Origin of the sequence: Blastococcus sp. CT_GayMR16 (assembly GCF_004570875.1) — a bacterium.
Lineage (GTDB): Bacteria > Actinomycetota > Actinomycetes > Mycobacteriales > Geodermatophilaceae > Blastococcus_B.
In genome coordinates, this window is the sequence record NZ_SPQK01000013.1 from 85,353 (window position 1) to 111,444 (window position 26,092).

Annotated in this window: 27 protein-coding genes; 13 read left to right on the forward strand and 14 right to left on the reverse strand. The window is 72.5% G+C overall.

What is annotated here, in order from left to right:
• Window positions 1-25 precede the first annotated feature (25 nt).
• From serS to E4P38_RS14725, 4 genes are all read left to right on the forward strand, one after another.
• Complete coding sequence (serS, locus tag E4P38_RS14710) at window positions 26-1,321, forward strand: serine--tRNA ligase (RefSeq protein ID WP_135132561.1); 1,296 nt, start codon at window positions 26-28, stop codon at window positions 1,319-1,321.
• On the forward strand, window positions 1,318-2,244 hold the full coding sequence (locus E4P38_RS14715) for an HAD family hydrolase (protein WP_135132562.1): 927 nt from the start codon (window positions 1,318-1,320) through the stop codon (window positions 2,242-2,244). Before serS ends, E4P38_RS14715 begins: the two co-directional genes overlap by 4 nt.
• On the forward strand, window positions 2,237-3,040 hold the full coding sequence (locus tag E4P38_RS14720; protein WP_135132563.1) for an HAD family hydrolase: 804 nt from the start codon (window positions 2,237-2,239) through the stop codon (window positions 3,038-3,040). Before E4P38_RS14715 ends, E4P38_RS14720 begins: the two co-directional genes overlap by 8 nt.
• A gap of 84 nt (window positions 3,041-3,124) precedes the next feature.
• Window positions 3,125-4,762 carry a methyl-accepting chemotaxis protein gene (locus E4P38_RS14725; protein ID WP_135132564.1) on the forward strand — a complete coding sequence of 546 codons (1,638 nt, stop codon included), beginning with the start codon at window positions 3,125-3,127 and terminating at the stop codon, window positions 4,760-4,762.
• A 57-nt stretch (window positions 4,763-4,819) separates the two neighbouring features.
• On the opposite strand, the gene E4P38_RS14730 is transcribed toward E4P38_RS14725, so the two are convergent.
• Together E4P38_RS14730 and E4P38_RS14735 are read right to left on the reverse strand one after the other, a co-directional pair.
• On the reverse strand, window positions 4,820-5,041 hold the full coding sequence (locus tag E4P38_RS14730) for a DUF4190 domain-containing protein (RefSeq protein WP_135132565.1): 222 nt from the start codon (window positions 5,039-5,041) through the stop codon (window positions 4,820-4,822).
• Window positions 5,042-5,228: 187 nt separating this feature from the next.
• Window positions 5,229-5,768, reverse strand: coding sequence for a bacterial proteasome activator family protein (locus tag E4P38_RS14735; RefSeq protein ID WP_135132566.1), 540 nt, complete (start codon window positions 5,766-5,768; stop codon window positions 5,229-5,231).
• Window positions 5,769-5,895: 127 nt separating this feature from the next.
• Between E4P38_RS14735 and E4P38_RS14740 the strand changes: the two genes are divergently transcribed.
• From E4P38_RS14740 to E4P38_RS14750, 3 genes are read left to right on the forward strand one after another with little or no spacing between them, the layout of a single operon-like run.
• Window positions 5,896-6,408: a hypothetical protein gene (locus E4P38_RS14740; protein ID WP_135132567.1), complete on the forward strand. Its 513-nt coding sequence runs from the start codon at window positions 5,896-5,898 to the stop codon at window positions 6,406-6,408.
• Window positions 6,409-6,412: 4 nt separating this feature from the next.
• The gene (locus E4P38_RS14745) at window positions 6,413-6,937 is read left to right on the forward strand and encodes a sigma-70 family RNA polymerase sigma factor (protein WP_135132568.1); all 525 of its coding nucleotides are present in this window, start codon (window positions 6,413-6,415) and stop codon (window positions 6,935-6,937) included.
• Window positions 6,934-7,560 (forward strand): zf-HC2 domain-containing protein, encoded by a 627-nt coding sequence (locus E4P38_RS14750; protein WP_167760572.1) that lies wholly within the window; start codon window positions 6,934-6,936, stop codon window positions 7,558-7,560. Before E4P38_RS14745 ends, E4P38_RS14750 begins: the two co-directional genes overlap by 4 nt.
• Window positions 7,561-7,566: 6 nt before the next feature.
• On the opposite strand, the gene E4P38_RS14755 is transcribed toward E4P38_RS14750, so the two are convergent.
• Complete coding sequence (locus E4P38_RS14755) at window positions 7,567-8,559, reverse strand: NAD(P)H-quinone oxidoreductase (RefSeq protein ID WP_135132571.1); 993 nt, start codon at window positions 8,557-8,559, stop codon at window positions 7,567-7,569.
• 231 nt (window positions 8,560-8,790) lie between these two features.
• Between E4P38_RS14755 and E4P38_RS14760 the strand changes: the two genes are divergently transcribed.
• Both E4P38_RS14760 and E4P38_RS14765 read left to right on the forward strand, forming a co-directional pair.
• Window positions 8,791-9,651, forward strand: coding sequence for a hypothetical protein (locus E4P38_RS14760; protein ID WP_135132573.1), 861 nt, complete (start codon window positions 8,791-8,793; stop codon window positions 9,649-9,651).
• Window positions 9,652-9,710: 59 nt separating this feature from the next.
• Entirely contained in the window at window positions 9,711-10,424 is a 714-nt protein-coding gene (locus E4P38_RS14765) for a hemerythrin domain-containing protein (RefSeq protein WP_135132575.1), read from the forward strand.
• A gap of 19 nt (window positions 10,425-10,443) precedes the next feature.
• Here E4P38_RS14765 and E4P38_RS14770 read toward each other — a convergent pair whose 3' ends face one another.
• Entirely contained in the window at window positions 10,444-12,045 is a 1,602-nt protein-coding gene (locus E4P38_RS14770) for a 4-coumarate--CoA ligase family protein (RefSeq protein WP_135132577.1), read from the reverse strand.
• A gap of 151 nt (window positions 12,046-12,196) precedes the next feature.
• Window positions 12,197-12,622: a PaaI family thioesterase gene (locus tag E4P38_RS14775; RefSeq protein WP_135132579.1), complete on the reverse strand. Its 426-nt coding sequence runs from the start codon at window positions 12,620-12,622 to the stop codon at window positions 12,197-12,199.
• 88 nt (window positions 12,623-12,710) lie between these two features.
• Between E4P38_RS14775 and E4P38_RS14780 the strand changes: the two genes are divergently transcribed.
• Window positions 12,711-13,217, forward strand: a complete 507-nt coding sequence (locus E4P38_RS14780; protein ID WP_135132581.1) for a cupin domain-containing protein — start codon at window positions 12,711-12,713, stop codon at window positions 13,215-13,217.
• A gap of 16 nt (window positions 13,218-13,233) precedes the next feature.
• On the opposite strand, the gene E4P38_RS14785 is transcribed toward E4P38_RS14780, so the two are convergent.
• Both E4P38_RS14785 and folP read right to left on the reverse strand, forming a co-directional pair.
• Entirely contained in the window at window positions 13,234-13,620 is a 387-nt protein-coding gene (locus E4P38_RS14785; protein ID WP_135132583.1) for a VOC family protein, read from the reverse strand.
• Window positions 13,621-13,739: 119 nt separating this feature from the next.
• Entirely contained in the window at window positions 13,740-14,576 is an 837-nt protein-coding gene (gene folP / locus E4P38_RS14790; RefSeq protein ID WP_245161044.1) for a dihydropteroate synthase, read from the reverse strand.
• A 95-nt stretch (window positions 14,577-14,671) separates the two neighbouring features.
• Here folP and E4P38_RS14795 point away from each other — a divergent pair, with 95 nt between their 5' ends.
• Window positions 14,672-15,133 (forward strand): MaoC family dehydratase, encoded by a 462-nt coding sequence (locus E4P38_RS14795; protein WP_135132586.1) that lies wholly within the window; start codon window positions 14,672-14,674, stop codon window positions 15,131-15,133.
• 62 nt (window positions 15,134-15,195) lie between these two features.
• Here E4P38_RS14795 and E4P38_RS14800 read toward each other — a convergent pair whose 3' ends face one another.
• A complete protein-coding gene (locus tag E4P38_RS14800; protein WP_135132588.1) occupies window positions 15,196-16,452 on the reverse strand; it encodes a serine hydrolase domain-containing protein in 1,257 nt (418 codons plus the stop codon).
• 190 nt (window positions 16,453-16,642) lie between these two features.
• Window positions 16,643-16,927 (reverse strand): HU family DNA-binding protein, encoded by a 285-nt coding sequence (locus E4P38_RS14805; RefSeq protein WP_135132590.1) that lies wholly within the window; start codon window positions 16,925-16,927, stop codon window positions 16,643-16,645.
• A 286-nt stretch (window positions 16,928-17,213) separates the two neighbouring features.
• Between E4P38_RS14805 and E4P38_RS14810 the strand changes: the two genes are divergently transcribed.
• The gene (locus tag E4P38_RS14810) at window positions 17,214-18,140 is read left to right on the forward strand and encodes an aldo/keto reductase (protein WP_135132592.1); all 927 of its coding nucleotides are present in this window, start codon (window positions 17,214-17,216) and stop codon (window positions 18,138-18,140) included.
• A gap of 54 nt (window positions 18,141-18,194) precedes the next feature.
• Here E4P38_RS14810 and E4P38_RS14815 read toward each other — a convergent pair whose 3' ends face one another.
• Window positions 18,195-18,368, reverse strand: coding sequence for a DUF1059 domain-containing protein (locus E4P38_RS14815; RefSeq protein WP_135132594.1), 174 nt, complete (start codon window positions 18,366-18,368; stop codon window positions 18,195-18,197).
• A 105-nt stretch (window positions 18,369-18,473) separates the two neighbouring features.
• Window positions 18,474-19,568: an EAL domain-containing protein gene (locus E4P38_RS14820; RefSeq protein WP_135132596.1), complete on the reverse strand. Its 1,095-nt coding sequence runs from the start codon at window positions 19,566-19,568 to the stop codon at window positions 18,474-18,476.
• Window positions 19,569-19,708: 140 nt separating this feature from the next.
• On the opposite strand from E4P38_RS14820, the gene E4P38_RS14825 reads away from it, so the two are divergent.
• On the forward strand, window positions 19,709-22,543 hold the full coding sequence (locus tag E4P38_RS14825; protein WP_135132597.1) for a SpoIIE family protein phosphatase: 2,835 nt from the start codon (window positions 19,709-19,711) through the stop codon (window positions 22,541-22,543).
• A gap of 2 nt (window positions 22,544-22,545) precedes the next feature.
• On the opposite strand, the gene E4P38_RS14830 is transcribed toward E4P38_RS14825, so the two are convergent.
• From E4P38_RS14830 to E4P38_RS14840, 3 genes are all read right to left on the reverse strand, one after another.
• Window positions 22,546-23,238, reverse strand: a complete 693-nt coding sequence (locus tag E4P38_RS14830) for a TRIC cation channel family protein (protein WP_135132599.1) — start codon at window positions 23,236-23,238, stop codon at window positions 22,546-22,548.
• 135 nt (window positions 23,239-23,373) lie between these two features.
• The gene (locus tag E4P38_RS14835; RefSeq protein WP_135132601.1) at window positions 23,374-25,413 is read right to left on the reverse strand and encodes an acyl-CoA dehydrogenase; all 2,040 of its coding nucleotides are present in this window, start codon (window positions 25,411-25,413) and stop codon (window positions 23,374-23,376) included.
• Window positions 25,410-26,009 (reverse strand): TetR family transcriptional regulator, encoded by a 600-nt coding sequence (locus E4P38_RS14840; RefSeq protein ID WP_245161045.1) that lies wholly within the window; start codon window positions 26,007-26,009, stop codon window positions 25,410-25,412. The genes E4P38_RS14835 and E4P38_RS14840 overlap by 4 nt, the downstream gene beginning before the upstream one ends.
• Window positions 26,010-26,092 lie beyond the last annotated feature (83 nt).

Below are 26,092 nucleotides of genomic sequence, written 5' to 3' on the forward strand. Positions count from 1 at the left end.
GAAACCCGCCACCTACGATCGGGGGGTGATCGACCTTCGACTCGTGCGCGAGCACCCCGACACCGTCCGCGCCAGCCAGAGGGCCCGCGGTGCCGACGAGTCGCTGGTCGACGAGCTCCTGGCCGCCGATGCAGCCCGCCGCGAGGCCGTCTCCCGCGCCGACAACCTGCGCGCCGAGCAGAAGGCCGCGTCCCAGGCGGTGCAGAAGGCCCGGGCCACCGAGCGCCCCGCCGTCCTGGAGCGGGCCAAGGCCCTCGCCGCCGAGGTCAAGGAGGCCGAGGAGGCCCAGCGGTCGGCCGATGCCGCCCTGCGCGAGGCGCACCTGAAGATCCCCAACGTCGTGGCCGACGAGGTGCCGCCCGGCGGGGAGGACGACGCGGTGACGCTGCGCACCGTCGGCGACCTGCCCGCCTACGACTTCCCCGTGCGTGACCACATCGAGATCGGCGAGGCGCTCGGCGCGATCGACATGGAGCGTGGCGCCAAGGTCTCCGGGGCCCGCTTCTACTTCCTCACCGGCCCGGGGGCGTTGCTGGAGTTCGCGCTCGCCCAGCTGGCGATCAGCCGGGCCGTCACCGCCGGCTTCACGCCGGTGATCGCACCCGCGCTGGTCAAGCCGGAGGCGATGGAGGGCACCGGTTTCCTCGGCGAGCACGACGAGGAGGTCTACCGGATCGAGCGCGATGACCTCTATCTCGTCGGCACCTCCGAGGTGGCGATCGCCGGCATGCACGCCAAGGAGGTCCTCGACCTCCCCGCCGGCCCCAGGCGCTATGCCGGCTGGTCCTCCTGCTTCCGCCGCGAGGCCGGGTCCTACGGCAAGGACACCCGCGGCATCATCCGCGTGCACTGGTTCGACAAGGTCGAGATGTTCAGCTTCTGCCGGCCCGAGGAGACGACGGCCGAGCACCTGCGGCTGCTGCAGTGGGAGGAGGAGTTCCTCCAGGCGCTGGAGCTGCCCTACCGCGTCGTCGACATCGCGGCCGGCGACCTCGGCACCAGCGCGGCGCGCAAGTTCGACATCGAGGCGTGGTTCCCCAGCCAGGGCGCCTACCGCGAGCTGACGTCGACGTCGGACTGCGGCACCTTCCAGGCCCGCCGGCTGAACATCCGGTACCGCGACGGCGACGGCAAGCCCCAGATGGCGGCGACCCTCAACGGCACCCTGTGCGCGATCGCCCGCACCATCGCCTGCCTGCTCGAGGTGCACCAGCGCCCGGACGGCGCCGTCTACGTGCCCAAGGCGCTCCGCCCGTGGCTCGGGGGCGTCGAGCAACTGACGCCCGGCATGAGCCTGACGGCCGCGGTCCCCCCCGCATGACCCGTCAGTCGCCGAAGGTACTCAAGGCCTACGGGGCCCTCCCCGGCGCCGACTCGGTCGTCGAGCTGGGCGACCTCGGCACCTGGCGACCGAAGCTGGTCGCCACGGACCTCGACGGCACGCTGCTCAACTCTGCCGGCGAGGTCACCCCGCGCACGCGCACGGCGCTCGAGGCCTGCTGGGACGCCGGGATCCCGGTCGTCGGCGTGACCGGTCGCGGACCCCGGCTGCTCGACAGCGTGCGGGCCGCCCTCGACGGCCGCGGCATCGCCGTCCTCGCGCAGGGCGGCTTCGTCGTCGACCTGGAGCGCGACGAGGTGCTGCGCACCGTGGGCCTGCCCCGTGACCAGGCGGCCGCGGTGATCGCCCGGATCGAGGAGGTCGCCGGCGATCTCATCGTCGCCGTCGAGGACGCCGCGGAGCAGACCGAGATCTCCGGCCCGCTCCGTGTGCAGCACGGCTTCAACTGGCCCTACCCGGAGCCTGCCCACCTGCTCCCGCGGCACGAGGTGCTGCCCGAGGGGTCCGTGCTCAAGGCCTTCCTGCGCTCGTCGACGCTCGGGCAGGACGAACTGCTCGCCCTGGCCCGGCAGGTCACCGACCCCGCGCAGGCGGAGGTCACGCACGCGGGCCTGGGGTTCATCGAGGTGCTGCCGCCGGGGATCACCAAGGCCAGCGGCCTGGCGATCGCGCTGGAGCGGTACGGCGTCGGGTTCGGGGACGTGCTGGTCTTCGGCGACATGCCCAACGACCTCCCGATGATCACCGCCGTCGCCGAGGCGGGTGGCCGGGCGGTCGCGGTGGCCAACGCGCACCCCGCGGTGCGGGCGGCGACGTCCGGGGTGACCGGCGGCCACGACGCCGACGGCGTCGCGAGCTACCTGGAGGCCCTCTTCTTGGACGAGGGCCGCACGAATGTCTGACTGGCGCCCGAGACTGATCGCCAGCGACATGGACGGCACGTTGCTGCGCTGGGACGACACCGTCAGCGAGGCCACGCTCGCCGAGCTCGGACGGTGGCGGGCCGACGGCGTCCCGCTGGTGCTGGCCACCGGCCGGCCGCCGCGCTGGATGGTCCGGATCCGGGAGGTGCTGGGGCACGGCACCGCCGTCTGCTGCAACGGTGCGGTGCTGCTCGACCTCGAACGGTTCGAGGTGATCGACGAGGACCCGCTGCACCCCGAGATCCTGGAGTCGGTCACCAGCGAGCTGCGACGACGTCAGCCCGGCACCTGGTTCGCGGTCGAGTACGGGCTGGAGTTCCGGCACGAGCCGATCTACAAGCCGCGATGGGACGTCGACGCCCCCGGGGTCGCCGAGGCGACGCTCGAGGAGATGGTGGCCGCGCCTGTCGCCAAGCTGCTCGCCCGGCACGAGGACCTGTCCTCGGAGGAGTTCGTCGCGCTGGTCGAGGAGGTCATCGGCGACCGCGCAACCGTCACCCACTCCTCGAGCGACGCGCTGGCCGAGATCTCTGCCGCCGGGGTGACCAAGGCGTCGGGCCTGGCGAAGGTGGCGGCACAGCACGGCGTCGGGCCGGAGGACGTCGTCGTCTTCGGCGACATGCCCAACGACATCGCGGCTTTCGAGTGGGTCCGCGGGGCCGGCGGGCGGGCGGTGGCGATGGCCGACGCCCATCCGGATCTGATGGCCGTGGCCACCGACGTCACCGGCACCAACGACGACGACGGGGTCGCGGCCTTCCTACGGTCGCTCTGAGGGATCCGGCTCAACTGCGGGCCGCATCTGCCGAAAGGCCATGCGGCCGGCACGCCGGGTGCCGATACGAGGAGGAAGCCGCACATGGACCCGACGCAGGAACCCGACCACGAGACGACCGGGGAGACCCCGGCATCCCGGGAACGACGGTCGTGGGGTCTGCGCAGCCGGCTGCTCGGCGCGATCCTGGTGGTCGCCCTGACCACTGTCGCCGTCGGGGCCTTCGGGATCCAGCGGATGTCGGTGCTCAGTGACCAGTCGCAGCAGGTCTACGACAACGGCACGGTCCCGGTCGAGGCGCTCAAGCAGCTCCAGGTCGACTGGTGGGAGCTGTCGGCCTACACCGCCCGGGCGAACATCCCCACGCTTCCGGCGGACAGTCGGCTGTCGTCCCAGCAGAAGGCCGGCGCGACCACCCAGCTCCTGGCCGAGCACATCGCCACGACTGCTGAACTGCCGCTGTCGGACGACACGCGAGCCGCGTTCGAGCAGTTCGCCGGCGCCACCGAGCAGTACCTGACCCTGCTGGGTCAGCTGATCTCGGCCCAGGGCACGCTCACGCCCGCTCAGATGGGCCCGATCATCACCCAGATGAACGCGCACGAGACCACCATCGGTGAGTCCCTCGTCGCGGCCGCTGCGGCTGCGTCGGTGACGGCCCGAGCCACCGCCGCCGAGGCGGAGGACGCCTACGCCACCGGCCGGACGCTGACCCTCGTCATCATCGCCGTGGGGCTGGCGATCTCCGTCGTCCTGGCGCTGCTCGTCGCTCGCGGCGTGACCCGTCCCGTGCAGCGGATCCGCGAGATCCTCGGCCAGGTGGCCGCAGGTGACCTGACCGTCCGTGCGGGGCGCACCGGCGGCGGCGAGCTGGGCGAGATGGCGAAGTCGCTGGACGACACGCTCGACGCCATCGGCGACGTGCTGCTCCTGGTGAGCGACTCCTCGACCCGCCTCGCCGCGGCCTCGCAGCAGCTCAACGGCGCTGCGGAGGGCATGCGGGTGAACGCCCAGACCGCCGCGGTGCAGGCCGACGAGGTCGTGACCTCCGCCAGCGCGGTGGCGGCCAGCGTCGACACCGTCGCCACCGGCTCCTCCCAGATGGAGTCCGCGATCCGGGAGATCGCGCACAACGCCACCGAGGCCGCCCGGGTCGCCGGTCAGGCCGTGACCGTCGCCGAGACGACGACGAAGACCGTCGGCAAGCTCGGCGACTCCTCGCAGGAGATCGCCACGGTCATCAAGCTGATCAACGGCATCGCGGAGCAGACGAACCTGCTGGCCCTGAACGCCACGATCGAGGCGGCGCGGGCCGGGGAGGCCGGCAAGGGCTTCGCCGTCGTGGCCAGCGAGGTCAAGGAGCTGGCGCAGGAGACCGCCCGGGCGACCGAGGACATCTCCAAGCGGGTCGAGGCGATCCAGGCCGACACCGCGGGTGCCGTCGACGCGATCAGTCAGATCAGCACGGTCATCGGCGAGATCAACGACTTCCAGGCGACCATCGCCGCGGCGGTCGAGGAGCAGACCGCGACGACGAACGAGATGAACCGCAATGTCGCCGAGGCGGCCAGCGGCTCGCAGGACATCGCCGCGGCGATCTCCGGTCTGGCCGCCGGCACGCAGGAGACGAACGAGCGGGTCGCGGACGCCCAGCGGGCAGCCGGCGAGCTGGCCCGGATGAGCGGGGAGCTGCAGGACGCCGTCAGCCGCTTCACCGTCTAGCCCGACGACGCAGACGGCGCCGTCCCCGAGCGGGGGCGGCGCCGTCTGCGTTCTGGCTCAGGTGAGGACGTTGTAGGCGATCACCATGTTCGCGATCGCCACGATGATCGCCACGACGCCGAGGACCAGGCCGACGGTCGCCTGCCCGCTCCGGGTGCCGTTGCGGCGGGCGACGGCGCCCAGGGCGACACTCACCACGCCGAGCGCGAGCCCGATGATCGCGAACAGCACGGCGAAGACGACGCCCACGATGCCGGTGACGAGCGAGGCGATCGCCAGGCCGTTCTGCCCGCTCTGCGTGGCCCGCGCGGGGTCGGTTTCACCTGACCGGGTTACCGCAGGTCAGGCGCGTGGACCCGGTGTGGGCCCGAAGGGTCCCCGCCGTGGACACGGGATCCGGCTCAGCGTCGGGGGGACGGCACCTGGCCGCGGTGTCGGCCGGAGGCCGACAGGGTCATGCGGATCGTCAGAGGTACTGGCCGCCGCCGGGGCGCATGTCGGGCTGCTGCGTGCCCTGTCCGCCGGGCAACGCCTTGCGCCGGACCTCCTCCAGCTGAGCCCGGGCGGCCATCTGCTGGGCGAACAGTGCGGTCTGGATGCCGTGGAAGACACCCTCGAGCCAGCCCACGAGCTGGGCCTGGACGATCCGCAGCTCCGCGTCCGACGGGGTCTCGCCCTCGGTGAACGGCAGGGTGATCCGCTCCAGCTCGTCGCGCAGCTCGGGCGACAGGCCCTCCTCGAGCTCGCGGATCGATGCCGCGTGGATGTCGCGCAGCCGATTGCGGCTGGCGTCGTCCAGGGGCGCGGCGCGCACCTCCTCGAGCAGCTGCTTGATCATCGTGCCGATCCGCATCACCTTGGCGGGCTGCTCGACCATGTCCGCGAGCGGGCCCCCCTGACCGTCGTCGTCCCCCTGCGGCATCGCCAGGGCACCGACCGGCTGGCCGTCGGGGCCGACGACGACGACCTGCTGGGAGCGCTCGCTGCCGTGTCCGGGTGCAGTCATGCCTCCATCCTGCCCCGAGGCACCGACCGGCCGAACGCCCGGTGGCTGAACCGATCCATGACCCGATCCGTGCTGGAGGTGTGGGGACCGGGTGGAGCCGGTCCCGCCCGCCGAAGGAGGTTCCGCCGTGAGGACGACGAAGATCCGGGCTGCTGCGGCCGCCCTGGGACTGCTCGCGCTGGCCGGCTGCGGATCCTCCTCGGACGGGAGCGGCACGGCATCGGGGGAGGGTTCCGGCGGTGAGGTGGCGAACGCGGTGCTCGCCACCGCGGACAGCGACCTCGGGGAGATCGTCGTCGACGCCGACGGTCGCACCGTCTACGTCTTCGACAAGGACACGGCGGACTCGGGGCAGAGCGCCTGCAGTGGCGAGTGCCTGGCGAAGTGGCCGCCCGTTCCGGCGGAGTCCGACGATCCTGTCGTCGACGGGGTGACCGGTGAGATCGGCACGATCACCCGGGACGACGGATCCCGGCAGGTCACGCTGAGCGGCATGCCTCTGTACTTGTACGCCGGCGACTCGCAGGCTGGGGACGTGACCGGACAGGCAGTCGGCGGCATCTGGTGGGTCGTGGCCGCCGACGGGACGAAGGTCAGCGCCGCACCGACCTCGGAACCGGCAGCGGTGCCGGGGTACTGATGCCATGAGGACCCGGAGCGCAACTGTGCGCGAGGAGCGCCTGCGGGCCCTGTACGACGAGCACGCGCCCGTGCTGCTGGCCTACGCGCTGCGGCTGACCGACGGCGACCGGAACCGGGCCGAGGACATCGTGCAGGAGACGCTGCTCCGGGCCTGGCGGAATCTCGACCGCCTCGACCAGGACGCCGGACCGGTCCGTCCCTGGCTGTTCACGGTCGCCCAGCACCTGGCCATCGACGCCCACCGGGCGCGGCGGGCCCGCCCGACGGAGGTGGGGGACGCCGCGCTGGCCCACGTGCCGGAGCTGGACCAGGTCGAGGGCACCCTGGACCGCATCGTCATCGCCGACGCGCTCGACTCGCTCTCCCACGAGCATCGCGCGGTGATCATCGAGACCTACTACCGCGGCCGCACCGTGGCCGAGGCGGCCGGCGTGCTGGGCATCCCGCCCGGAACCGTGAAGTCCCGCTGCTACTACGCGCTCCGGGCGCTCAAGCTGGCACTGGCCGAACGAGGGGTGACGACGTGACCTGCCCCGTCGCCACGACCGATCTGGGCGCCTACGTGCTCGGAGCCCTGGAACCCGACGAGCGGCGGCGCGTGGACGAGCACCTGCGGCTCTGCCCGTCCTGTGCGAGGGAGCTCACCGAGTTCGCGGCGCTGCCGGGTGTGCTGGACCGGGTGCGGCCGGGCGATCTCCGCCCGGTCGCGGTGACGCCGTCGCCTGACCTGTTCGCCCGCGTGACGGCGGCCGCCGCGCCACCACCGCAACACCGGGCGCGCGTCATGGCGCTGGTCGCGGCGGCCGTGCTCGCCGTGCTCGGCATCGGGGCCGGTGTCACCGTGTGGGCCACCGAATCGGGGGAGGAGAGCGTCACGGCGTCGGCCGGGGCGGTCCGGGCCACGGTGACCGCTAGCACCGTCGACGACGGCAGTGCGCTGGTCGTCACCGTCGCCGGGATGCACCCGGGCGAGACCTGCCGCCTGGTCGCGGTCGACTCGACCGGCGCTCTGCACCCGGCGGGAACGTGGCCCGCATCGCCGGCCGGGGACGGAACGTGGCGGGGCTGGGCCGACGTCGAGCGTGCGGATCTGACCGAGGTCGTCCTGCTGGGCGACGGCGGCCGCGAGCTGGTGCGCGTGCCGTTCTGAGCCGCGTCAGTCCTCGGGAAGCAGCAGCACCTTGCCTATGTGCTCGCTCGCCTCGATCAGCGCGTGCGCCTCGCCGGCCCGGGACATCGGGAGCCGGCGGTCGACGATCGGGCGGATGACCCCGCGTTCGACGTCCGGCCAGACGTCGTGCAGGACCGCGGCGACGATCTCGGCCTTGCCGCCGTGTCCGGTGGCCGGCCGGGCCCGCAGCGTCGTGGCGTGCACCGAGGCCCGCTTGGCCATCAGCTTCCCGAGGTCGAGCTCGGCCTTCGTGCCGCCCTGCATGCCGATCGACACCAGCCGGCCGCCGACGGCCAGGGCGTCGACGTTGCGGGCCAGGTACTTGGCGCCCATGTTGTCGAGGACGACGTCGACGCCGGCGCCGTCGGTCTCCTCCTTCACCCGCTCGACGAAGTCCTCGTCGCGGTAGTTGATCCCGACCTCGGCGCCGAGCTCGCGGCACACGTCGAGCTTGGCCGCCGTCCCCGCGGTGGTGAACACCCGCGCACCGGAGCGGGCCGCGAGCTGGATGGCCATCGTGCCGATACCGCTGGAGCCGCCGTGGACGAGGAAGCAGTCGCCGCGCCGCAGCCCGGCCAGCATGAACACGTTGGACCACACGGTGCTGGTGACCTCGGGGAGCGCGGCGGACGTGGCCAGCTCCACGCCGGCGGGCCGGGGCAGCAACTGCCCCGCCGGGACGGCGACCCTTTCGGCGTAGCCGCCGCCGGAGAGCAGCGCGCACACCTCGTCGCCCACCGACCAGCCGACGACGCCGTCGCCCACCTCGCTGATCACGCCGCTGCACTCGAGCCCGAGGATCTCGCTGGCGCCCTTCGGAGGCGGGTAGAAGCCCTGGCGCTGGAGCAGATCGGCGCGGTTCACGGCGGTCGCTGCGACGTCCACGATCATCTCGCCCGGCCCGCAGACCGGGTCGGGCACCTCACCCCAGCCGAGAACCTCGGGACCGCCGGGCTCCGTCACCGTGACCGCACGCATCCCCCGACCCTAAGGCCCCCTCCAGGGCACCGCCCCGAGCGTGCGAGGCGTGTGGAGGAGGGGTCCTTGTACAGGAACGGCGACGCTCTGGCCCGACGCGCCGGGCCGGGCGGCGCGCCGGTGCCCGCGGTGAGCGAGCCACCGGTGCGGGCGGCCGACGGTGCCACGCTCGAGGGGTCCGCCGGCACGCGCCGCGGGATCCGCGGCCCGGCGTTCGCCAGGAGATGAGCCATGGCCCCCTCGCCGCAACCCACCTGGAACCCGCCACCGCCCGCTCCCCGCATGGGCCCGGGACGGGTCATCGCCCTCGTGATCGGGGTCCTCCTCCTGCTGCCCGCGCTCGGGCTGTTGCTGGGAGGCGGGGTACTGCTCTGGGCCGACAAGGTCGAGCGGAACGACGACGGCTTCCTGTTCACCGCGGAGGACGCCTTCTCCACCGACGGCTACGCCCTGGCCAGCGAGCAGGTCGACCTCAGCACCGGGGCGGACTGGGTGCCGCTGTCGGCCGCACTGGGGACCGCCCGCATCGAGGTGACCGCGGCCGACCCGGACCAGGCGATCTTCATCGGGATCGCGCCCTTGGCCGACGGCACCCGCTACCTCGACGGCGTCGAGCACTCCGTTGTCGACGACCTCGGGCTCGACAACCCCGCCCAGGCGGTCGTGCCCGGCGGCGCACCATCCGGTCCGCCGACCGACGAGACGTTCTGGGTCGCCGAGAGCAGCGGCACCGGGACGCAGCAGGTGAGCTGGGTGCCCGAGGACGGCGCATGGATGTTCGTCGTCATGAATGACGATGCATCGTCCGGTGTCGCCATCGATGCCCGGATCGGCGCGACCGCCCCCGCCCTCGACGGCCTCGCGTGGGGACTGATCGCCGGTGGCGCGGTCCTGCTGGTGGTCGGCTGCGTGCTGATCCTGGTCGCCGCCCGGCCCCGGCCGGCTGCTTCCGGCCCGTACCCCGGTGCCCAGATGCCGGCCGGTAAGCCGTACTGGACGCCTCCGCCGCCGGTCGACCGGACCACGGCCGCCGACGCCCAGCCCGGTGCCCAGACGCGGACGGGCGCGCCCCCGCAGGCGCCGCCCGGCTGACCGGGCTCTCCAAGTCGGCCGCGAGCGGGCTACCAGTGCGCCCGGGCACGGTTCCTGTCATGACGACGACCTCTCCCGCTCCCCGGCCGGCCTTCGCCGTGACCCCGCGTCGCGCCGGCGAACCCGAAGCCGATCTCCTCAGCTTCACGCTCATCCACCGTGCCCTCCGTTCGGGCACGCGGCAGTTGGCCGACGCCGCCGGCGGCATCGCCGCGGGGCAGCCGTGCAGCCGGGAGCGGCAGCGGGCGCTCGTGCAGATGGCCCTCGCCGTCCTGCACGAGATCACCACGCACCACGAGCGTGAGGACGACGTCCTGTGGCCGGTCATCGTGGCCTCGGTGGAGGGCGCCGAGGCGACCACGGTCGAGCTCGCGGACCTCTCCGAAGACCACGTCGAGCTGCACGCCGTCATCGGGCGGGCCCAGCGCGCGCTGCCGGCGTTCGCCCGTGAGCCGCGGACGGGCGCGGCGGAGCTCGGCGCGGTCTTGACCGAGATGGCCGACCTGCTCGACGAGCACATCGGGGAGGAGGAGCGGGAGGTGTTCCCGGTCATTCGCGAGCACGTCTCGGCGGCGGACTTCGCCCGCTGCGAGGAGCTGTTCCGCAAGGGGACCTCGATCGGCCAGCTGACGTTCCTGCTGCCCTGGGTTGCCGACCAGTGCACCCCGGAGGAGCGGGCCGAGCTACTGGCGTCGGCGGGCCGGCCGCTGGTCCTCCTGCTGCGCCTCACCGAGGGCCGCTACGTCCGCCGTCGCGACCTGGTGCGCGGCTGAGAACCCCGCCGACAGACTCCTACGCGCGGGCCTTGAGGTCCTTGCGCAGGATCTTCCCGGCCGCGGACTTCGGCACCGTGTCGATGAACTCGACCAACCGGATCTTCTTGTGCGGGGCCACCTTCTCGGCCATGTAGGCCTTGACGGCGTCCTCGGTGAGCTCCGAGCCGGGCGCGCGGACGACGAAGGCCTTGGGTAGCTCCTCGCCGCTCTCCTTCTCCGGAACGCCGATGACCGCGGCGTCGGCGATCTCGGGATGACCGAGCAGCACGGCCTCGAGCTCGGCCGGGGCCACCTGGTAGCCCTTGTACTTGATCAGTTCCTTGACCCGGTCGACGACGGTGTAGACGCCGTGGTCGTCGACGATGGCGACGTCGCCGGTGTGCAGCCAGCCGTCGGAGTCGACGGTCTCGTTGGTGGCCTGCTCGTTGTTCAGGTAGCCCTTCATCACCTGCGGGCCGCGGATCCACAGCTCGCCCCGCTCGCCCTCGGCGGCGTCCTCACCGGTGGCGGGGTCGATGAGCCGGCACTCGGTGTTGGGGATCGCGTAGCCGACCGACCCCTTCGGCACCTCGTAGCCCTCGGCGCCGGGCGGCTCGTGGCCCGGGTCGGGCGTGGTGTGCGAGACGGGCGAGAGCTCGGTCATGCCGTAGCCCTGAGCGACCGTCACGCCGTCGTCGGCACCCTTGCGCAGCCGCTGCTCCACGGCGAGGGCGAGCTGCTCGTCCAGCGGCGCGGCGCCGGACAGGATCGAGCGCAGCGACGACAGGTCGTAGGAGCCGACCAGCGGGTGCTTGGCGAAGGCGACCAGGATCGGCGGCGCGACGAACGCGCGGGTGATCTTGTAGTCCTGGATCGTCCGGAGGAAGTCCTCCAGGTCGAAGCGCGGCAACGTGACGACGGTCGCGCCCCACTGGAGGCCCTGGTTCATGAGGACCGTCAGGCCGTAGATGTGGAAGAACGGCAGGACGGCGATGATCTTCTCGTCCTCCTGCAGGTCGATCAGCGCCCGCGTCTGCGCCACGTTGGCCACCAGGTTGCGGTGGGTGAGCATGACGCCCTTGGGGAGACCGGTGGTACCGCTGGAGTACGGCAGGGTGACGAGGTCCTCGGCCGGATCGATGTCGACCTGCACCGACGGGGCGTCGGCGCCCAGGAGATCGAAGAGGTTGGCGTGGCCCTCCATGCCGTCGAGCACGACGATCTCGTCCAGGGGCGACTTCTCGGCGGCCGCCGAGGCGCGATCCATGAACAGGGAGATCGTGATCAGGATCTTCGCGCCGGAGTCCTTCAGCTGGAAGGCGATCTCGTCGGGCGTATAGAGCGAGTTGATCGGGCTCATCACGCAGCCGGCCGCGGCGATGCCGTGGAAGACCACCGGGTACCAGGGGGTGTTCGGGCAGAAGACGGCGACGGTGTCGCCCTTGCGGAGGCCTCGGGCGTGGAGGTTCGCAGCGACGCGTTCGACGTAGGCCGCGAGCTGACCGTGGGTGATCGTGTCGCCCTTGAGGCCGTCGATCAGGGCCGGGGTGTCGGGCTTCTCCTTGCCCGCGGCGAGGACGAACTCGGGCACCGACAGGTTCGGGATCTCGACGTCGGGATACGGGCTGGCCAGTGCCACGGGTGCTCCTCCTCGGTTCTGATGTGGCGCCAGTCTCACATTCCGCGTGTCGCCTGCCACAAGGGGGTTACTCGCGAGTTCTGTAAGGACCCCGCGGCCCCCCACCGCTCGCGCGCTCACGGCGGGCCCCTGCACCGGCCGGGCCTTCGGGCTACCGCGGCCAGAGCACCGACTGCGTGCACCGGAACAGCGCGATCGTCCGGCCGGAACCGGTGTCGGTCACCACGCCGTCCCAGACCTGCGTCGTCCGTCCGGCGTGGGCATTGGTCGCGACCACCGCGATCCGCCCCTCCCGGACCGTGCCGAGGAAGTTGGACTTCAGCTCGATCGTGGTGAAGCCGGTCGAGCCCTCGGGCAGCAGCGCGCGCGTCGCCAGGCCGCACGCGGTGTCGGCCAGCCCCACCACCGTCGCGGCGTGCAGGTAGCCGTTCGGGGCAAGCAGGTCCGGGCGGACGTCGAGGGCGGCGTCCAGGCGGCCGGGCTCGTGCGCGGTGATCGTGATCCCGAGCAGGCCCGGGAGCGTGCCCGGGAGCAGCGCGTTGAGCTCGTCGGCGGTGTGGAACCCGGTGCCGGCCATGTCGGGACGGTAGTGGGCGCACGAACCCGGTCGGACGGGCGCCGACCGGCGGTAGCCTGCTCGCCCACCTGCGCCGTCGGGAGCCGACATGGATGACGAAGAGACCGCTGCGGCGGCCGTACGGATCCTCCGGGCGAGCGACGGGGACGCGATGGGGGATCCCGCCGGGGTGCGCGACCGCTTCATGATCGACGGCGAGGACGCCGGCGGCCGGTTCGCACTCGTGCAACACCTGTTCCCGCCGAGGGCGCTGCTGGCGCCGGTGCACCTGCATCACCTGGAGGACGAGTACACCTACGTCCTCTCCGGGCGCATCGGCGGAATCCTCGGCGAGGAGGAGGTGTTCGCCGAGCCCGGCGACCTGGTGTTCAAGCCACGAAACCAGTGGCACACCCTGTGGAACGCCGGTGACGAGCCCGCCGCGGTGCTCGAGCTGATCTCGCCGGCCGGCCTCGAGACGTTCTTCCGCTGGGTCGACTCGCAGACGGAGTTCCCGACGCCTGAGGTGCTGGCCGAGATGGCCGCCCCCTACCGGTGCGACGTCGACCCCGAACGGACCGGGCGCATCGTCGAGCAGCACGGCCTGACGTTCTGAGTCGGGCAGCCGTGGCTCAGGTCGACGCGGCGGTCTCCCAGAGGCCGACGACGTTGCCCTCGGGGTCCTTCACGTAGGCGGTGAACCCCATCGCGCCGACCGGCTGCTTCGGGACGAGCACGGACCCGCCCGCCTCCTCGACCTTGATCAGCTTCGCGTCGATGCTGTCGACGTCGATGACCACGACCGGTCCGGGTGCCGCGCTCTCCTCCCGTGCCAGCATGCCGCCGTTGATGAACCCGGCCTCGCTCGGGCCGGTGTCGCTGCTCGGCCCGGACATGACCAGCGTGTACTCCATCCCCGGCATCTCCTGGAGCTGCCAGCCGAAGGTCTCTCCGTAGAAGCGACGGGCGCGGTCGCCGTCGTCGTAAGGGATCTCGAAGTGCACGACCCGACCGCTCATGGCGCCCGCCTCTCCGGCTCACCCGTGCTGACGCCGGGAGGCTAGGCCCCGGCGCGAGGGCGCGGCCAGGGTCTTCGTCACGGCGCGGGCGGTGGACTTTCGGCGCGACAGGTCCGCGGCTAGGCGAGGCCGCGGACCGTGCGCACCGGCGGGCGGTCGCCGCGGATCGACGCCACCATGTCCAGCGTCTGCCGGGTCGCCGCGACGTCGTGGGCGCGGAACACGCGGGCGCCGAGCCACGCGCTGACCGCGGTCGCGGCGAGCGTGCCGGTCAGGCGTTCCTCCAGCGGGACGTCGAGGGTCTCGCCGACGAAGTCCTTGTTCGACAGCGCCACGAGCACCGGCCACCCGGTCTCGACCAGCTCGGTGAGCCGCCGGGTGGCCTCCAGCGAGTGCCGGGTGTTCTTGCCGAAGTCGTGCCCGGGGTCGATCAGCACCCGGTCGCGGTCGACGCCCGCAGCCACGGCGGTGTCGGCGAGGGCCGTCGTCCGGGCGACGATGTCGGCGACGACGTCGTCGTAGGTGACCCGGTGCGGGCGGGTGCGGGGCGGGAGCCCGCCGGCGTGCGTGCAGACGATCCCGGCCCCCGCCTCGGCCGCGACCGACGCGAGCTCCGGGTCCACCCCGCCCCAGGCGTCGTTGACGACGTCGGCACCGGCGGCCAGCGCCTCGCGGGCCACCGACGCCCGCCAGGTGTCGATCGAGATGGGCAGGGTGGGATGCGCCGCACGGATCGCGGCGATCAGGTCGACGGTCCGGCGGATCTCCTCGGCGGCGTCGACGTCGTCCCCGGGGGCGGCCTTGACCCCGCCGACGTCGACCATGTCCGCACCGTCGGCGACCACCTGATCCACCCGCTCGACGGCGGCGGCCATGGCGTAGGTGGCGCCGCGGTCGTAGAACGAGTCGGGTGTCCGGTTCACGATCGCCATCAGGACGAACTCGCCGGGTTGCACGTCCCGTGCACCGATCCGGAGCAACCCGTTCCCTCCTCGACGACGCAGGTGTGGTGGAGTCAGCCAACCAGACCGAGTCGAAGGGGACAGGGCAGATGGCGCAGACCACCGTCGCGGGCATCGAGGGCGTGCAGGGCCTGGTCGGGCAACACCTCGGCTACAGCGACTGGGTGCAGGTGACCCAGGAGCAGGTGAACCAGTTCGCCGACGCGACCGGCGACCACCAGTGGATCCACGTCGACCCCGAGCGCGCGAAAAAGGAGAGCCCGTTCGGCGGCCCCATCGCCCACGGCTACCTGACGCTGTCGCTGATCCCCTCGCTGCTGCCGCAGATCGTCGAGATCGAGGGCTTTCGCATGGGGGTCAACTACGGCACCGAGAAGGTGCGCTTCCCTTCACCCGTGCCGGTCGGGGGCCGGGTGCGGGCCGGGGCGACGCTGGAGGCCGCGACCCCGTTCGAGGGCGGGATCGCGATGAACATGGGCGTCACGATGGAGATCGAGGGCGGCACCAAGCCGGCGATGGTCGCCACCGTCGTCTACCGCCGCTACCTGTAACCCGCGTCGGCCCCCTGCAGGGACCCGCCGCGAGCGTGCGAGCGGTGGGGGGCAGGGGGTCCTTACTCGACGAGGGCCTGGTTGACCAGGGCGCGCAGGTAGTTGCGGATCGGCAGCGTGCTCGACGGCAGCAGCTGCGTGTAGAAGGTGACGGTCACGTCCTCGACGGGGTCGACGTAGAACGCCGTGGACGCCGCCCCGCCCCAGCTGTAGTCGCCCGTGCTGGCGACGACGCCGTAGCGCGCGGGGTCGATGATCATCGAGAACCCGAGCCCGAAACCCACGCCGCGCAGCGGCGTCTCGGCGAACAACGGCCGGCCGAAGCTCTCCAGGTCCTGGTTCCCCGGCAGGTGGTTGCGGACCATGTGCGCGATCGTCCGCGGCCCGAGCAGCCGGCCGCCGTCGTAGGCGCCTCCACGGCGCAGCAGCTCGACGAAGCGCAGGTAGTCACCGGCGGTCGACACCAGGCCGCCGCCGCCGGACAGGAACGCGGGCTTGGCGTGCGCGGCGGAGTCGAACGCCTCGCTGAACATCATCCCGGTCGCGGGACCCCCCGGCTGCCCCGGCGCGGCCAGGTAGAGCCGGGCCAGCGAATCGACGTCGTCGGACTCGCGGAGGCCGAACGAGGTGTCCCGCATGCCCAGGGGGGCGAAGATCCGCTGCTCGAAGAACTCGTCCAGCGACTGCCCGGACAGCACCTCGACGAGCCGGCCGAGGACGTCGGTGGAGACGCCGTAGTTCCACGAGCTGCCGGGCTGGAAGACCAGCGGCACCGAGGCCCACTGGCGGACCACCTCGGCGGAGTCCGCGCCGGGCGGGGTGCCCCACTCGTGGCCCATCGCCCGGTACATCGCGTCGCACGGGTGGGCGTGGTGGAACCCGTAGGTGAGCCCGGACATGTGGGTGAGCAGGTGCCACACCCGGATCGGCTCGACCTGCGGGGCAGTGACCGGCTTCATCGCCGACCCGGCCACGTAGACGCGGGTCTCGGCGAACTCGGGCAGCCACTTCGAGATCGGGTCGTTCAGCTCGAACGCCCCCTCCTCGTACAGCATCATCGCCGCGACCGAGGTGACCGGCTTGGTCATCGAGTAGATCCGCCAGCGGGTGTCGTCCTCCACCGGCAGGCCGGCCTCGACGTTGCGGGAGCCGGACTTCCCGACGTGCACCAGCCGGCCGTGCCGGGCGACCGTGACGAGGAAGCCGGGCAGCTGCCCGTCGTCCACCCACCGGGCCAGGCGGCGGTCGAGCCGCTCCAGACGGGCGGCGTCGACGCCGACCTCCGCGGGGTCGGTGCTGATCGTCAGGTCACTGCCCACGGGGGCTCCCTTGTCCGTCGCTCGAGGTGCCGAAACGCCGTCCGCCGCCGGACGGCCCCTGCACCCGCATCCTGACCCACGACGCTGTGGGCCGGACCGCACGGGTCAGGCAGCCGCCCGACGGCGGAACGGCCCCCTTGCAGGGTCCCGCCGCGAGCGTGCGAGCGGTGGGGGGCAAGGGGGTCCTTACTCAGACGGGGACGGAGCTCGCAGCCTTCTTGAGGTTCGAGCCGGCGGTCACCTTGACGGTGTTGGCGGCGGGGATGTCGATCGACTCACCGGTCTGCGGGTTGCGGCCGGTGCGCGCGGAACGCTGGGTGCGCTCCACCGTCAGCAGGCCGGAGACGGCGACCTTCTCGCCGCGGGTGATCGCGTCGACGAGCTCCTCCTGGAGGCCGGCGAGCACCGAGTCGACGGTGGAGGCCGCGACGTCGGCGCGCTTGGCGATGGCGGAGACCAGTTCGGCCTTGTTCATGAGGTTCCTCTCGTGTGTGGTGGCTGGTGCCAGGGAGCGGCACGGCGGCCGGCTCCATCCCCGGACGCGGCAGGAGCCGGTGGGGACCTCCCGGCATCCACGCACAGGGCGCGGACGGCGCGGGCACATCCGGCCGATTTTCGGCGGCCGGACTCCGGGCACCGTGCCATGCCCGCCTGGGATCTGGCCAGCGGGGGGTATCCGGAGGGCCCAAAGACGACACGTCGGCCCCACCCGTCCCACTGCAGGGACGGCGGCGAGCGCGGTCCGCGCCTAGCGTGAGGGCATGCCGCAGCTCACTGGTACGGACCTGCACGTCAGCGATCTGTGCTTCGGCGGGAACGTCTTCGGCTGGACGGCGGACGAGCCGACGTCCTTCGCGCTCCTGGACCGGTTCCTCGACGCGACGCCGAGCACGGTGGGCGCCTTCGTCGACACCGCCGAGAGCTACGGCGACGGGGCCTCCGAGAAGATCCTGGGCTCCTGGATGGCCGAGCGCGGGATGCGTGACCGCGTCGTCGTCGCCACCAAGGCGTCCCCGGCCAAGAAGGAACACCCGCTGTCGGCGGCCGAGATCCGGACCGCGGCCGAGGGCTCGCTGCGGAACCTGCGGGTCGACACGATCGACCTCTACTACGCGCACTACGACGACGAGACGACGCCGCTGGAGGAGACCCTCACGGCGTTCGACGAGCTCGTGCGGGCGGGCAAGGTGCGCCACATCGCGGCCTCGAACTACTCCGCGGAACGCCTGGTGGAGGCCGTGGAGACCTCCGACCGGTTGGGGATCGCCCGGTACGTCGCACTGCAGCCGCACTACAACCTGATGGAGCGCTCGCGGTACGAGGGGGAACTGCGCGACGTCGTGGCCGCTCGTGGCCTGGGCACGCTGCCCTACTTCGGGCTGGCACTCGGCTTCCTCACGGGGAAGTACCGGGCCGGGGAGCGGATCGACTCCCCGCGTGCGGCTCGCGCGTCGCGGTACGTGGGGGAGAAGGGGGATCGGGTGCTCGCCGCGCTGGCCGAGGTGGGCTCGGCGCACGGGGTCACCGGGGCCGCGGTGGCGCTGCGCTGGCTGGCGGATCAGCCGACCGTGGTCGCGCCGATCGCCAGCGGGCGGTCGGTCGACCAGCTTGCCGATCTGCTGCCGATGCAGGACCTGGTCCTGACCGACGAGGAGACGAAGCTGCTGACCGACGCCAGCGACGACTAGTGCACCAACCGCCGCCGGAGGGGCGACGGCTGGTGCACTGGACGCCGAGTCGCGTCAGATGGACTGGATGCGGTCGCGGACGGCCTGGACCAGCTCCGGGGTGATGTCGGTGACGCCGTGGTCGGCGGCCGCGTGGCCGGCGACCTGGGCGAAGATCCCGCCCTCGTCGGCAGCCGAGAAGCGGGCGCCGCAGCCGGGGATCACGTCTCCGCAGGCGAAGGTCTTCATGGGTGGACTCCTTGTCGTCGGGCGGGGTCGTCGGGTGGCGGTCGTCGGGTGGCGGTCGTCGGGTGGCGCGGAGCAACCGGCCGCCGGTGCGGCCGGGGTCTGGGGCTAGCGAACCTTCGGCGCTGCGGCCGCGAGGTCCTCGACGCGCAGGAGACCGACCACGTCACCGTTCTGGTCGGTGCAGACGACGGGGTCGAAGCGCTGCGCCGGTGCGCGGGTGAGGGCGCGCTGGAGCGTCTCGGAGATGCCGGTCGTGGGGTGCACCCGCAGCGAGACCGGCGCGGTGTAGACCTCCGCCGTCCGGGGATCGGCGAGCAGTAGCGCCGCCGGCTCTCCCTGAGGGCCGAGGAGGACCGCGGGCGGGATGCCGGCATCCTCGCCGAGGGGGGACTGGCGTACCGGACGCAGCAGGCTGGCCACGGTGTCGGTCAGCTGGGCGCGGGCCACCTGGGCGCGGACGAGACGGACGGTCTCGGGAGCCAGCGGTGCGAAGTCGGGGGTCGGGCGGCCGAGCAGCCAGCCCTGCGCCAGCGGGACGCCGAGCTTGGCGAACGCGGCCAGCTCGGCCTGGGTCTCGATCCCCTCCGCGAGCAGCCACGCGTCGATGCGGCCGGCGAACTCGCCCAGCATCTCGGCCAGGGCCACCCGCACGGGGTCGGTGTCGGCGTCGCTGACCAGCGCGCGATCGAGCTTGACCACCTGCGGGCGCAGCGCGGCGAGCTGCTGCAGGCCGGAGTAGCCGCTGCCGGCGTCGTCCAGGGCGATCAGCGCCCCGCGGGCCCGCAGCTCGTCGCACTGCCGGCGGAGCGTGGCGAGATCGTGGACGGGAGTGTGTTCGGTCAGCTCGACGACGACGCGCTGCAGGCCGGGGCGGGTCGCCAGGGCCTCCTGGACACGGGCCGAGCCCAGGATGTGCGGGCTGACGTTGACCGTGAGGAACGTGTTCGGGGGCAGCGAGGGCACGGCGGCGAGCGCCTTGTGGATGGCGAGGGCCTCGAGTTCGGCGGCCCGACCCGCCTCGGCAGCGGCGGCGAACCAGACATCGGGACCGGCCGAACCCGGGAACCGGGCCAGCGCTTCGTACCCGGCCACCGTGGCGGCGGCCAGGTCGACGATCGGCTGGAAGACCAGCGTCAGGTCGTCGGGGTCGGCGAGCAGCGGACGGCAGTCCGGCAAGCTCGCCGTGCGCGTGCCGAGCATGGTGATCCATCGGTCCGCGAGGCCCGGTCCTTGAACCGGCCAGTCCTGCCTCACCCGGTCGGGTGGGTCTCGACGGACGTGTCAGCATTGTGCTGAGGCGCGGCCTGCCGGTCGTGCCGTGGGGCGAGGAAGGGGGACGTGTGTCCACCTCGCCCGCGCTCGTCCCCGATGAGCCCGATCCGCTGCGCGACCCGCACCGGATCGCGGCCGCCCGCCGCCTGATCGTCGAGGTCCACGGGCCCGCCGCGTTCGACCGGCTGTCCGGACTCGCCGCCAGGTTGCTCGACATCGGGCACGCCAAGGTCACCATCTTCACCGACCAGGACACCGTGGTGGGCGGATTCGGCCTGCCCCCCGGCGTGATCGGCGGCCCGGCGCTGCTGACCGGAGCGCTCTCGGCCATCGTCGTCCGCCAGGGCGCCCCGCTGGGCATGCCCGATGCCCGGGACGACCCCCGGGTGGCCGACCTGCCGGCAGTGACGTCGGGCCAGGTCCGCGCCTACCTCGGCTCCCCCCTCGTCGCGGCGTCCGGTCATGTCGTCGGCGCGCTCACCGTCTACGACCCCGAGCCGCGCCAGTGGACCCATGACGAGACGGAGCTGCTCCGGCAACTGGCGGCATCGGTCGTGGCGGAGCTCGAGCTGTCCGCCGCCCGATCCGCGGTGGGCACCTCCCTCGCCCGGCTGAACGTGGCGCTGGAGGCCAGCTCGATCGGCACGTGGGAGAGCGACGTGCAGACCGGGGTCATCGACTGGGACGAGCGCTGCGCCGCGCTGTTCGGGCTCGACGGCAGCACCCAGTTCGAGTCGGCCACCGCCATGGAGTCGCGCTTCGTCCACCCGGACGACGTCGCCCCCATGCAGGAGGCCATGCAGCAGGCGATGGCAGAGAACGGCCAGTTCACCGCCGAGTTCCGGGCGCTGCCGGTCGGCGGGGGTGTGCGCTGGATGGTCGCCCGGGGGCGTCTCGTGACGGACTCCCGGGGCGAGCCGGTGCGCCTGTTGGGCACGATCCTCGACGTCACCGATGCCCGGCGGCAGTCCGCCCAGCGGCTGTCGGCCATGCAGCGCGCGACGGCGATCGCCGAGGTCGCGGCCGAGCTGGCCAACGCCGCGAAGATGGAGGACCTGCCCGAGATCGTCCAGCGCGGCGCCCAGGTGCTGGGTGCGCAGTCGAGCGCGCTCGCCATCTTCGACCCGGACGACGGACCGCTGCGGCTGCACATGACCAACCAGCTCACCGATGAGGTCCAGGCCCACGTCGAGGACCCCGTGGCCGGCATCGAGATCGAGCTGGACGAGGCGCAACCGACCCAGTACGCCGCGATCCATGGCAGGCGCGTGCTGCTCGCCGACCGCGAGGAGGCTCTCGCCCGGTTCCCGGCCACGCGCGAGGGCCTGGACGTCCTCGGCATCAACGCGATCGCCGCCCTGCCGCTTCGCGTGGAGGGTCGCATCCTCGGCGCGTTCGTCCCGCTCTGGGCGATCGAGCACCCGTTCCCTGCTGACGACGTCGAGGTCCTGGAGGCGCTCGCCGCACAGATCGCGCTGAGCGTCTCGCGACTTCAGGCCGACGCGGAGCGCGCCACAGCGGTCGCCGCGATGCGGGAGGCCAATCAGCGGCTGCAGGTGCTCGCCGAGGCCGGCCGGATCCTGTCCGGAAGCCTGGAGATCGACCAGCAGGTTCGCGAGCTGGCCGAGCTCGTCGTCCCGGACCTTGCCGACTGGTGCTGGCTGATCGTCACCGACGAGCAGGGCCGGCTGTACGACATGGCCAGCGCCCACCGGGACCCGTCCCGGCGCGACGAGGTCGCGGCCTTCGTGCGGGGCATGGTCAGCGTGATGACCGACGAGGCCGCCGCGCGGGTCGTGACCACCACCGGCAGGCCGATGACCGTGACGACGGTCGACTGGGCGCGCGTGGAACGCGTGCTCCCGGACGCGAGTGTGCGAGAGGCGCTGGCCCGGCTCGGCGTCGGATCGGGGTCCGTCGTCCCCCTGGTCGCGCGGGGCCAGACCCTCGGCGCCCTCGGCCTGTTCAACCGGGAGGAGCGGGGCCCGCTCAGCCCGGCCGAGGTCGACACCGCCGTCGAGATCGGCCTCCGGGCCGGTCTGGCGCTGCACCACGCGCGACTGTTCGGTCAACAGCGCGACCTCGCCGATGCGTTGCAGCGCAGCATGCTCACCGAGCCGCCGGAGCCGAACCACTCGCAGATCGTGGTCCGGTACGTGCCGGCCGCCGCGGGGGCGGAGGTCGGCGGCGACTGGTATGACGCCTTCCTGCAGCCCAGCGGCGCCACGGTCATCGCGATCGGCGACGTCGTCGGACACGACACCCGCGCCGCCGCGGCGATGGGCCAGGTGCGGGGGCTGCTGCGCGGCATCGGGTACTCCAGCGGCGGCTCGCCGGCCGAGGTGCTGACCGAGCTCGACCGGGCGATCGAGGGCCTGGCGCTCGACACCATGGCGACCGCCCTGGTTGCGCGCCTCGAGCAGGACGAGGAGGACCTGCGAGCCGGCCAGGTCCGGCTCCGCTGGTCGAGCGCCGGTCATCCCCCGCCCGCGGTGCTCACGCCCGACGGCAAGGCCATGCTGCTGGACGACGAGCAGTCCGAGCTGCTCCTGGGGGTCGCGCCGAACACGGAGCGGCGTGAGCACGTGACGGTGCTCGACGTGGGCTCGACGGTGCTGCTCTACACCGACGGTCTGGTCGAGCGCCGCGACCGCGACCTCGACGCCGGCACGGCCGAGCTGCTCGAGGTGCTCCGTGGGTGCGCCGACCTGTCGCTCGACGACCTGTGCGACGAGGTGCTCGAGCGGCTGTTCCTGCCCGACGCGCAGGACGACGTGGCCATGCTCGGCCTCCGGCTGCACCCGCAGGACCGGCCGCGGCCGCCGGAGGCCGGGCCCCAGGTGGTTCCGCCGAACATCGAGCCCACGCCCGCGGTCATCGCCGAGGCGGGCTCGGAGGCCTGACGTCAGGGCCGCTTGCGGGTCCGGCGGCTGACGAGTCGGTTGCGTGCGCGCAGCGGCAGGTCGACAGCGACGGGCGCCTCCCAGCCGCGCCAGACCGACAGCACCCGTAATCCGGCCACGAGCACGATCACGATGGCGGCGACCGGGAGCGGGTCCAGCCCCAGCGGGCCGGCGAGGAGGGTGAGTGCCGCGGCGCCGATCAGCGCCGCCACGGCGTTGTAGGGGCCGGGCTGCACGATGTCGGCGCGCTGGGCGAGCAGGACGTCGCGGATCACCGCCCCGCCGACGGCGGTGAGCGTGCCGATGAAGACCACCGAGGCACTCGGCAGGCCGGCCAACTGGGCCTTCTGGGCGCCGATGACCGTGAACAGGCCGAGCGTGGCGGCGTCCAGGACGACGAGCAGCCCGGTGAGCCGGGACAGCCAGCCGGAGAAGAAGAACGTGACCGCCGCGGTGATGGCCACCGTCGGCAGATACGCCTGATTGGTGAGGGCCACCGGTGGGCCGTCGGCCAGCAGCACGTCGCGGATGAGCCCGCCCCCGAGCCCGCCGCTCACCGCCAGCAGCAGGACGCCTGAGACGGCGAACCCCTCACGGGCGGCGAGCAGGCCGCCGGTGAGGGCGCCGATGACGATGGCGGCGAGGTCGACGGCCGCCGGGATCGGCAGCGCCTCCGCCGCGGCGAGGATCTCCACGGGCGCCCATTCTCCGGTGCCGCGAAGTTGATCATCGCCTGCGTGGCCGCCGCGGCGGCGTGTCCAGTCGTGACCGCCCGTGTTCAGTGCAGGCAGACGATGATCAACTTCTGAGGGGCACGCCGAGCACCTGTCTCACTGTGCGGGCGCGACCTCCAGGTCGGTGGCGCTCTCGCCGGACGTCTGGTCGCCCTCGGCCTCGCCGCGCACCTCGGCGTCGCGGGCGGCCATGGCCTCCTGGCGGTCGGGCTCCTCCTCGAGGATCTGGGCCGCCTTCCATCCTGCGGGGATGGCGAACGCGTCGACGAGCGTGATGACGTGCGGCCGCAGCTCACGGTGCAGCTGGTTCACCGTGCTGGTCAGCAGCTTGGCGCGCGCGGGCGTCAGCTGTCCGTGCTCGAGAAACCACGCCTTGTCGGCCTCGATGGCCGAGAGCGCGTACAGGTCGCAGAGCCTGTCCAGCAGCTCCTTGGCGGCGCTGTCGGTCGTGCGGTCGACGCCGGCCACGAAAGCCTCCAGCACCACCCGCTCGATGTGCGTCTGCGCCGTCTTCAGGACGTGGTCCTGGACGTCGTTGAACATGTCGAACGGCGCCATGCCCTCGGTCGTCGAGTTCTTGCGCAGCCGCCGGATGGCGCCCTCGAGGCTGTGCTTCTCGCGAAACTCGAACATCTTCAGCTGCCAGCCGCGGTCGAGCATCGGCACCTCGTCGTCCCGGCCGGGAACGGCGTCGATCAGCCGGGCGATGAGCGCGCGTGCCGCCGTCCGCTCCAGGACCGTCTCGCGGACCATGTCGGCGATGAAACCGACCTTGCCCCAGCCCTCGAGGGAGCCGAACGTGTCGCGGTAGCCGGTCAGCAGGCCCTTCGCGACCAGCTGCAGCAGGACGGTGTTGTCGCCCTCGAAGGTGGTGAAGACGTCGGTGTCGGCCTTCAGGTGCGGCAGCCGGTTCTCCTGCAGGTAGCCGGCGCCGCCGCAGGCCTCGCGGCACATCTGGATCGTGCTGGTGGCGTGCCAGGTCTGGGCGACCTTGAGCCCGGCGGCGCGGGACTCCAGCTCGCGCTGGGCCTCCTCGTCGAGTTCCGCGGCGCTCTGGACGTCGTGCATCGTGCCGACCAGCTCGCCCTGCGCGAAGTGCAGTCCATAGGTCGTGGCCAGCGCCGGCAGCAGTTTGCGCTGGTGGACCAGGTAGTCGTTGATGACGATCTCGCGCTCCTCGCCGGGGGCGGCGAACTGCCGGCGGACGTTGCCGTACCGGACGGCGATGTCGAGGGCGAGCTTGGTCGCCGAAGCCGCCGAGCCGCCGACGCTGACCCGCCCGCGCACCAGCGTGCCGAGCATCGTGAAGAAGCGGCGGGTCTCGTTCTCGATCGAGCTGGTGTAGGTGCCGTCGGCCGCGACCTGGCCGTAGCGGTCGAGCAGCATGTCGCGGGGGACGGTCACGTGGTCGAAGGTCAGCCGGCCGTTGTCCACGCCGTTGAGCCCGGCCTTCGGGCCGTCGTCCCCGATGGTGACGCCCGTGCATGGCGTGCCGTCGGCGTTCCTGATGGGCACCAGCCAGGCGTGCACCCCGTGGTTCTTGTCCTGGGTGATCAGCTGGGCGAAGACGACCGCCATCCGGCCGTCCTTGGCCGCGTTGCCGATGTAGTCCTTGCGGGCGGCCTGGTGCGGGGTGTGCATGTCGAAGGTCTCGGTGGCGGGGTCGTAGGTGCACGTCGTCCGCAGCTGCTGGACGTCGGAGCCGTGCCCGGTCTCGGTCATCGCGAAGCAGCCGGGCAGGTCGAAGCTCATGACGTCGCGCAGGTACTTGTCGTGCTGCCGCTTGGTACCGAGCAGCTGCAGGGCGCCGCCGAACAGCCCCCACTGGACGCCGGCCTTGACCATGAGCGACAGGTCGCCGAACGCGAGCATCTCGATCGAGGTCACCGAGCCGCCGGAGTCGTCCTCGCCGCCGTACTCCTTGGGAAAGCCGAAGCCGACCCGGCCGGAGTCGGCCAGCTTCTTGGCCGCGCGGGTCACCCGCTCGCGGGCCTCCTGCACGTTCTCCCCGTAGACCGGCAGGAAGTCGGGGTCGTTCAGGTTCTCGCGGGCGTCGCGACGGACGTGGGCCCATCGCCCGTCCAGGACCTCCTGGATCGCCTTCGGGTCGACGGAGGCGGGCAGGCTCGTTGTCACAGTTCCTCCATGCTCTTGGGGGGTGCGGTTGTCACGACGCCGGACAGTCCGGCCCAGGCGAGATCGGTCAGGTGAGCTGCGAGTTCCGTGCGGAGCATGGGGCGATCGGCGCGCAGCCACCAGTCGGCGGCCGAACGGACCATCCCCACGATGCCGTGCCCCCAGGGGGCCGCGGCCTGCTGATCGTGACCGGCGCGCTCGAGCGCCAGACCTACGATCGCCGCCGCCTGGTCGCCGACGAGGTCGGAGAGGTTGCTGATCGGGTCGCGGTCGGCGGGGCGGTCGAGAACCTGCTGGTGGACGACGAACCGGTAGAGCTCGGGATCGGCCTCGAGGAAGGCCAGGTAGGTCTCGATGGCTGCGGCCACCATCTGCCGGGGCTGGTCGCTGCTCTCGATCGCGTCCCGGAGCTTCGGCAGCAGCTGCGCGGCCACCCGGGTGCAGACCGCGACGTAGAGCTCGGTGCGGTCGCTGAAGTGCCGGTAGACGACGGTCTTGCTGGTGCCGGCCTCGGCGGCGATCTCGTCCATGCCGACGCCGGCGCCGTGCTTGCCGACCGCGAGGAGGGTCGCCTCGACGAGTTGTTCCCGGCGCACGCGCCGGTGTTCGTCCCATCTCGAGTCGCGGCGATCGCGCGTTTCAGCGATCTTGTGCGACGGAGGTCTCACCACCTCGGCTT